This is a genomic window from Methylibium sp. (genome assembly GCF_013817345.1).
Classification (GTDB): Bacteria; Pseudomonadota; Gammaproteobacteria; order Burkholderiales; family Burkholderiaceae_C; genus Methylibium.
Genome location: NZ_JACDCW010000129.1, coordinates 1 through 8508 on the forward strand (window position 1 = coordinate 1; position 8508 = coordinate 8508).

Consider the following 8508-nt stretch of genomic DNA (forward strand, 5'->3'; position numbering starts at 1 on the left):
TAGAAGGGCGGCGTGTGCTCCATCCACTCGAGCCGGAACCAGCGCTCGATGGCCGGCATGGACTCCAGGATGCGCTGCTCCAGTTCGTTGATCGGGCCGTTGAGCGCGGTGATGAGGTGCGGAACCATGGCGGACGCCTTTGCCTGATGCTGGAAACGAATTCTAGGCAGGTGGCGACAAGGACGCGGCTTGCAAGGCCGGCCGCGGCAGGCAGCGAAAAGGCCGCCCGAAGGCGGCCTCAGTTCGCGTGCATGGACCCCTCACCCCGACCCTCTCCCCGCAAACGGGGCGAGGGAGTCACACCGGTCTTGCTCCCTCTCCCGCTGGCGGGAGAGGGCTGAAGTGAGGGCGAGACCCGTCAGCCGTGATACGCCGTCTCCCCGTGCGAGGTGATGTCCAGCCCCTCCCGCTCGGCCTCTTCCGGCACCCGCAGGCCGACCACCATGTCGACGATCTTGTAGGCAACGAAGGCCACCACCGCCGACCAGACGATCGTGATCAGCACGCCCTCGGCCTGGATCAGCATCTGGCTGGCGATCGAGTAGTCGTCGCCCTTCACCCCGCCCAGCGAGCCGGCCGAGAACACGCCGGTGAGCAGGGCGCCGAGGATGCCGCCCACGCCGTGCACGCCGAACACGTCGAGCGAGTCGTCGGCACCGAGCATGCGCTTGAGGCCGTTGACGCCCCACAGGCACACGAAGCCCGCCGCGGCGCCGATGACGATGCCGCCCATCGGGCCCACCGTGCCGCAGGCCGGCGTGATGGCGACCAGGCCGGCCACCGCACCGGAGGCGGCGCCCAACATCGAGGCCTTGCCCTTGGTCATCGCTTCACCCACGCACCACGCCAGCACCGCAGCGGCCGTGGCGAACAGCGTGTTGACGAAGGCCAGGGCCGCGCCGCTGTTGGCCTCCAGGTTGGAGCCCGCGTTGAAGCCGAACCAGCCGATCCACAGCATGCAGGCCCCGACCATCGTCAGGGTCAGCGAATGCGGCGTCATCGATTCCCGGCCGTAGCCCAGGCGTTTGCCCAGCACGTAGGCACCCACCAGACCGGCCACACCGGCGTTGATGTGCACCACGGTGCCGCCCGCGAAGTCGAGCGCGCCCTTGTCGAACAGGTAGCCGCCGACGCCCCAGACCATGTGCGCGATCGGGATGTAGCAGAAGGTGAACCACAGCACCGAGAACAGCAGCACGCCGGCGAACCTGATGCGCTCGGCGAAGGAGCCGACGATCAGTGCGCAGGTGATGCCGGCGAAGGTGGCCTGGAACGCGATGAACACGTACTCGGGCAGCTTGGCGTCGGCCGTGAAGGTGTCGGCCAGGCTGTCGGGCGTGACGCCGGCGAGGAAGAGCTTGTCGAGCCCCGCGACGATCAGGCCTTCGCCGCCGAAGGTCAGGCTGTAGCCGTACACGGCCCACAGCACGGCAATCAGCGAGAACACGACCATCACCTGCATCAGCACCGACAGCATGTTCTTGCTGCGCACCAGGCCGCCGTAGAACAGCGCAAGGCCGGGCAGGGCCATGAAGACGACGAGCAGGGTGGCCGTCATCATCCAGGCGACGTCGCCCTTGTTCACCGTGGGTGCGGCGGCGGCTTCTGCGGCGGCGGGCGCCGCAGCTTCCATGGCGGCCGAGGCGGCTTCCGCGGCCATCGGGGCCGACGCGGCGTCCTGGGCCCAGGCGGCGCCGGCAAAGCCGAGCACCGCGAGCCCCAGCGCGAGGGAGGCAATCAGTTTTCTCATCATGGCTGTCTCGTTTCGAATGGGGTTCGCTTAGAGGGCGTCCTTGCCGGTCTCGCCGGTGCGGATGCGGATCACCTGCTCGAGGTCGGTGAGGAACACCTTGCCGTCGCCGATCTTGCCGGTGCGCGCCGACGCCTCGATGGCCTCGATCACGCGCTCGACGATGGCGTCGTCGACGGCCGCCTCGATCTTCACCTTGGGCAGGAAATCGACGACGTACTCCGCACCGCGGTACAGCTCGGTGTGGCCCTTCTGGCGGCCGAAGCCCTTGACTTCGGTCACGGTGATGCCCTGCACGCCGATCGCGCTCAGGGCCTCACGCACTTCGTCGAGCTTGAAGGGCTTGACGATTGCAGTCACCATCTTCATGGCGGTCTCCTTAAGTGGATGGTGGCGCTCAGAACGCCTTGCTGAGAGAGATGACGCCGGTGCCGTCGCTGATGTTGCGGTTCGGCCGGGAGCCAGCGAGGTCGCGGTTGGTGCCGATGTAGGCCAGGCCGAACACGAAGCCGCCGGTCGTGGTGTACGTCGCACCGAGCCTGTAGTCGGTGACCGAATCTTCGGTGCCGGTGCTGCCGATCTCGACAACCTTGGCGTCGCCCCGGAGCGACTGGTAGCCGACGTGCGCGTTGACGCCGAAGCCACTGCCCAGGTCGTAGTTGAAGCCGAGGTCAAGGTAGGCGGAACCGTCCGAATCGTCGAAGCCGAAGAAGTCGGTGACCGCGTAGAAGTACTTGGCCGAAACCGGCCCGTAACTCAGCCCCAGGTAGACCTCGGTGTTGTCGATCTTCGGGTCGCTGCCCGGGTAGTAGTAGGTCAGCACGCCGACGTCGTAGCCGAGTGTTCCGGCTGCACCCTTGAAGCCGCCGTAGAAATCCATCTCGAGGTTGGAGCCGGCGAAGAAGCCGCTGTCGATGTTGGAGTTCCAGTTGCCGAGGTAGAAGCCCGAGCTGTGGGCGATGTCGAAACCGCCCTGAAAGGCCGGGTCCTTGTTGGTCTGCGAGATGCCACGGAACCGGTAGTCGCTGTAGAGGCCGGCGTTGCCGGTAACGCTCCAGTCCGACGCCGCGTCCTGGGCCATGACCGGCACCGACACCGCCATCGAGCACACCGCCAACATCCCCGCCGCCCACTTGATCCTGATCATGGTCACTCCCTGTTTGATGGTTCGAATTCAGATGGCAGGCCGATTCGCAGGTTCTGTGCCATGCGCCATGACGGGGATCGATGGTCGATCGCAGGGCGCGGCGCGGCGCCTATGCCCCAAAGGCGGGACGAACACTCCCCCTTCAGCACCAGCGAAGTGCGCCGCAGCACCTCCCGAGGAGGGATCGTCGCGGCACCGGGCCGATGCCACCATCGGCCCGGCCATGACCCTTGCCATCGTTCACAGCCGCTCCCTCGACGGGCTGGCCGCCCCCGCTGTCACGGCGGAAGTTCACTTGGCCAACGGGCTGCCGAGCTTCACGCTGGTCGGCCTGGCCGACACCGAAGTCAAGGAAGCCCGCGAACGCGTGCGCGCCGCGCTACTCAACAGCGGCCTGGAGTTCCCGCACAACAAGCGCATCACGGTCAATCTCGCGCCGGCCGACCTGCCCAAGGAGTCGGGCCGCTTCGACCTGCCGATCGCGCTCGGCATCCTGGCGGCCAGCGGACAGATCGACGCAGCCCGGCTCGAGCACTTCGAGTTCGCCGGCGAGCTTTCGCTGGCCGGCGACCTGCGGCCGGTGCGAGGCGCTCTGGCGATGGCGCTCGCCGCGCATCGGGACGGTGCGTCGCGCACGCTGGTGCTGCCCGAAACCAGTGCCTGCGAAGCCGCGCTGATCGAAGGCCTGCGGCCGCTCGGTGCGCGCCATCTGCTCGACGTCGTGCGCGCGCTGCTGCCGGGCGAGGCCGCGCAGCCGCTGCCCGTGGCGCAGCCGCTGCCCAAGCCGGTGCGCGCCGCACGGCCCGATTTGCGGGAGGTCAAGGGCCAGGCCGCCGCCAAGCGCGCGCTCGAAGTCGCGGCGGCCGGCGGGCACAGCGTGCTGCTCGTCGGCCCGCCGGGGACCGGCAAGTCGATGCTGGCCCAGCGCTTCGCCGGCCTGCTGCCGCCGCTGACCGATGCGCAGGCGCTGGAATCGGCCGCGGTGCTCAGCTTGGGCGGCACGTTCGACGCCGGCCGCTGGCGCGAGCGCGTCGTGCGCTCGCCGCACCACAGCGCCTCCTCGGTCGCGCTGGTCGGCGGCGGCTCGCCGCCGCGGCCCGGCGAAATCTCGCTGGCCCACCACGGTGTGCTCTTCCTTGATGAATGGCCGGAGTTTCCGCGCGCCGCCCTGGAGGCGCTGCGCGAGCCGTTGGAGACCGGACGCATCACCATCTCGCGGGCCGCGCGCCAGGCCGAGTTCCCGGCGCGCTTTCAGCTCATCGCGGCGATGAACCCCTGCCCCTGCGGCCACGCCGGCTCACCGCTGCGGGCCTGCCGCTGCAGCGCCGAGCAGGTCGCGCGCTACCAGGGGCGGCTCAGCGGCCCGCTGCTCGACCGGATCGATCTGCAGGTCGAGGTACCGGCCGTCACGCCGGCCGTGCTGGCCGCCGCGCCCGACGGCGAAGCCAGCGAGGCGCTGGCCGAACGCACGGCCCAGGCGCGTGAACGCCAGACCGATCGACAGGGCTGCAGCAACGCGCTGCTCGACAGCGCCGGCATCGACCGGCATGCCGAGCTCGACGATGCCGCTTCGCGTTTCCTGCAGGCCGCCGCCGTCCGGCTCGGTTGGTCGGCGCGCAGCCAGCATCGCGTGCTGCGCGTGGCGCGCACCATCGCCGATCTGGCCGGCGCCGAGCGGCCCGGCGTCGCCCATGTCGCCGAAGCGATCCAATACCGGCGGGTGCTGATTGCCGGCTGAGTAGGCGCAGCGGGGCGCGCGGGCCGGCTTACTTCCAGCCCTCGACGTTGAGGTGATACCGCGTCGATCGGCCCGCACCCGCGGGACGAAACAGCCCGAGTTCCACCAATTCGATGAGCTCACGCGAGGAAGTCGCCCGCGAAGCGGCGGTGAGGCTTTCATACTTCCGGGTGCTCATGCCGCCTTCAAAGCCACCCGGCCCTGCATCGAGCAGCGCATTCACTACCTTGCGCTGGCGAGCCGTCAGGTCCTTGTCGCTGTGCTCGGACCAGAACCGCGCTTTGGCCAGGGACTGGTCGATGAGACCCGATGCCTGCTCGCAGGCGACCTTGACCTGCTTGATGAACCAATCTACCCAGGCCGTGACATCCAGCGAGCCGTGCTGTGCCCGTTCCAGCTCCTCGTAGTACTCGTCACGCTTTTCCAGCAGTCGCTGCGAGATGCGAATCAGCCGGCTCGCTTCGCCGGCGTCCCGTGCCAAGACCAGATCGATCACGACCCGGCCGACCCGGCCATTGCCGTCTTCGAAGGGATGGACCGTCTCGAACCACAGATGCGCAAGTGCGGCCTGGATCAGGCTTTGCGGTTCCGCGCCGGCGTTGAACCACTCGAGGAAGCGCGCCATTTCGGCCGGTACAGCCGAAGAAGGCGGTGCTTCGTAGTGAATCTTTCCGCGACCCGGAGGACCGCTCACGATTTGCATCGGCTCGTCATGCCGGCGATAAGCTCCGACCAGAATTTTGCTCATACCGGAGAAGCCCGTCGGAAAGAGCGCCGCCTGCCAGCTCTGAAGACGCTCGTCGGTCAACGCGGCGCCGGCATTGCCGACGGCGTCGTCCATGATGTCGAGCAGTCCGTCGATATGTCGGGGCACGTTCGGGCCTTTGACCTGAGCTACTCCCAACCTGCGGGCCACCGACGAACGCACCGCCTGAAGGTCCAGCCGCTCCCCCTCGATGGCGGCGGTGGACATGGCCTCGTGCGTCCAGGCGTCGGCGGTCAGTTGTTGACGCGGCTCGAAACCAAGTGCGGCCAGCTTGCCCTCAACGACACCCTGGGCGCGCCGCGCAAGGGCGACTTCCGCCGCCACCCTTGATCGGTCGTATCGCAGCGCGGGCCAGCCGGGTTGTTTCCAAACAAGTTGAGGCGATTGTGCGTCTGTTCGACTCATAGTATGAGGCGATTGTAAGCCGGCCGTCCGTATTCGACTCATTGGGCGAGTCGAAACGCTTCTTAATTGCCTTGAACGTCCCGACTGTGGAGAACCGGGAATGGCGCACCTACGCCACACCTCACCTCAGAGTCTCGCCGCGCGCATTGAAGATTTTCAGAACAAGGGCGCCAGCGCCCTTCGCGCATCGTCCTGGCTCGACGCCGTGCGCCGCGCCCAGTCCTGGAGCTGGTCTTCGCCGATCTTGCCGACATTGAAGTAGGCCGCCTCGGGATGCGCGAGGTAGAAGCCGCTGACGCTGGCAGCCGGGGTCATCGCCAGACTTTCAGTCAGCCCCATGTGGGCCTCCTCCGCCCGCAGTACGCGGAACATCTCGCGCTTGACGGTGTGGTCGGGGCAGGCCGGATAGCCCGGCGCCGGGCGGATGCCGCGGTAGGCTTCCTTGATGAGTTGCTCGGTGCTGAGCGCCTCGTCGGGTGCATAGCCCCAGAACTCCGTGCGCACGCGCTGGTGCAGGCGCTCGGCGAAGGCCTCGGCCAGGCGGTCGGCCAGCGCCTTGAGCGTGATGGAAGAGTAGTCGTCGAGGTCGGCCATGAACTGCGCCACCTTCTTCTCGGTGCCCACACCGCCGGTCACCGCGAAGAGGCCGACGTAGTCGGGCTTGCCTCCCTTAGGGGCGACGAAGTCGGCCAGGCAGCGGTTGGGCCGCTGCACGCCATCGACGACCGGCCGGACCGTCTGCATGCGCAGGCCGTGCCATGTCATCAGCACCTCGCTGCGCGACTCGTCGGTGTAGATCTCGATGTCGTCGTCGCCCACCGTGTTGGCCGGGTACAGGCCCATCACGCCGTGCGCCTGCAGCCATCGGCCCTCGATCAGCCGGTGCAGCATGCGCTTGGCATCGCTGAAGACGCGTTGCGCCTCAGTGCCGACGACCTCGTCGCGCAGGATTTCCGGGAAAGGCCCTGCGAGGTCCCACGTCTGGAAGAAGGGGCCCCAGTCGATGCAGGCGGCCAGCTCGTTCAGGTCGTAGTTGTTGAACACGCGCCGACCGGTGAACCTGGGCGCCGGCGGCGTGTAGGCTGACCAGTCGACCGGCGTCTTGTTGGCGCGCGCCTGCGCCAGGGTGACCAGGGGCACCGCCTTCTTGTTCGCGTGCTGTTCGCGCACGCGGTCGTAATCCACCTTGAGATCGTCGATGAACTTGGCGGCCCGTTCGTCGGAGAGCAAGTCGGAGCACACGCCCACGCTGCGCGAGGCATCGGGCACATAGACGACCGGCCCTTCGTACTTGGGCGCGATCTTCACCGCCGTGTGCACGCGGCTGCAGGTCGCGCCGCCAATGAGCAGCGGCAGCTTGCGGCTGACGAAGTAGTCGTCGCGCTGCATCTCGGCGGCCACGTGCTGCATTTCCTCGAGGCTCGGCGTGATCAGGCCCGAGAGACCCACGATGTCGGCGCCCTCGGCCTTGGCCATGGCGAGGATGTCCTGGCACGGGACCATCACGCCCATGTTGACGACCTCGAAGTTGTTGCACTGGAGCACGACGGTGACGATGTTCTTGCCAATGTCGTGCACGTCGCCCTTGACGGTGGCGATGACGATCTTGCCCTTGGCCCTGGCCTCGCCGCCGCCTTCGATCAGCAGCTTTTTCTCCGCCTCGATGTAGGGCAGCAGGTGGGCCACGGCCTGCTTCATCACGCGTGCCGACTTCACCACCTGCGGCAGGAACATCTTGCCCTGGCCGAACAGGTCGCCGACCACGTTCATGCCGGCCATCAGCGGGCCCTCGATCACGTGCAGCGGCCGGCCGCCGCCGGCCTGGATGCCGACCCAGGCTTCTTCCGTGTCGACGACGATGAAGTCCGTAATGCCGTTGATCAGCGCATGCGAGAGCCGTGCGTTCACATCGCCGGCGCGCCAGGCCAGCCGCGCGCTGTCGTCCTTGCCGACGCTCTTGGCGCGCTCGGCGATCTCGATCAGGCGCTCGCCGGGCGATAGCTCCGGTTCGCCCGGCTTGTAGGCCGGCTTGCGGTTGAGCACCACGTCCTCGACGCGCTCCTTCAGCTCGGGGTCGAGCTCGTCATACACGCCCATCATTCCGGCGTTGACGATGCCCATGTCCATGCCGGCCTGGATGGCGTGGTACAGGAACACGGTGTGGATGGCTTCGCGCACCGGCTCGTTGCCGCGGAAGCTGAACGACACGTTGCTCACGCCGCCGCTCACCTTCGCGCCGGCCAAGTTCTGCTTGATCCAGCGCGTGGCCTCGATGAAATCGACCGCGTAGTTGTCGTGCTCCTCGATGCCCGTGGCGATCGCGAAGATATTGGGGTCGAAGATGATGTCCTCGGGCGCGAAGCCGACCTCCTCCACGAGGATCTTGTAGGCCCGCGCGCAGATCTCCGTCTTGCGCGCGAAGGTGTCGGCCTGGCCTTTTTCGTCGAAGGCCATCACGACCGCGGCGGCGCCGTAGCGGCGCACGAGATTGGCCTGTCGGCGGAACTCCTCCTCGCCCTCCTTCATGGAAATGGAGTTGACGATGCCCTTGCCCTGAATGCACGCGAGTCCGGCTTCGATCACGCTCCACTTGGAGCTGTCGATCATGATCGGCACGCGCGCGATCTCCGGCTCGGAGGCGATGAGGTGCAGGAAGCGCACCATCGCTTCCTTCGAATCGAGCATGGCCTCGTCCATGTTCA

General features: G+C 67.5%; 6 protein-coding genes. 1 reads left to right on the forward strand and 5 read right to left on the reverse strand.

Annotated elements, in window-relative coordinates:
• Positions 1–358: 358 nt before the first annotated feature.
• The 3 genes from H0W40_RS17720 to H0W40_RS17730 are packed head-to-tail and all read right to left on the reverse strand — an operon-like array spanning position 359 to position 2897.
• Positions 359–1750 carry an ammonium transporter gene (locus H0W40_RS17720; protein ID WP_292448904.1) on the reverse strand — a complete coding sequence of 464 codons (1392 nt, stop codon included), beginning with the start codon at positions 1748–1750 and terminating at the stop codon, positions 359–361.
• A gap of 30 nt (positions 1751–1780) precedes the next feature.
• Positions 1781–2119: a P-II family nitrogen regulator gene (locus tag H0W40_RS17725; RefSeq protein ID WP_292448892.1), complete on the reverse strand. Its 339-nt coding sequence runs from the start codon at positions 2117–2119 to the stop codon at positions 1781–1783.
• A 28-nt stretch (positions 2120–2147) separates the two neighbouring features.
• Positions 2148–2897, reverse strand: a complete 750-nt coding sequence (locus tag H0W40_RS17730; protein ID WP_292448894.1) for a TorF family putative porin — start codon at positions 2895–2897, stop codon at positions 2148–2150.
• Positions 2898–3120: 223 nt separating this feature from the next.
• Between H0W40_RS17730 and H0W40_RS17735 the strand changes: the two genes are divergently transcribed.
• Complete coding sequence (locus H0W40_RS17735) at positions 3121–4635, forward strand: YifB family Mg chelatase-like AAA ATPase (RefSeq protein WP_292448896.1); 1515 nt, start codon at positions 3121–3123, stop codon at positions 4633–4635.
• Positions 4636–4663: 28 nt separating this feature from the next.
• Here H0W40_RS17735 and H0W40_RS17740 read toward each other — a convergent pair whose 3' ends face one another.
• Positions 4664–5848, reverse strand: a complete 1185-nt coding sequence (locus H0W40_RS17740; RefSeq protein WP_367153841.1) for a Fic family protein — start codon at positions 5846–5848, stop codon at positions 4664–4666.
• Positions 5849–5962: 114 nt separating this feature from the next.
• Positions 5963–8508 (reverse strand): methionine synthase (gene metH, locus H0W40_RS17745; protein WP_292448902.1); only part of this gene is annotated, 2546 nt, incomplete at its 5' end.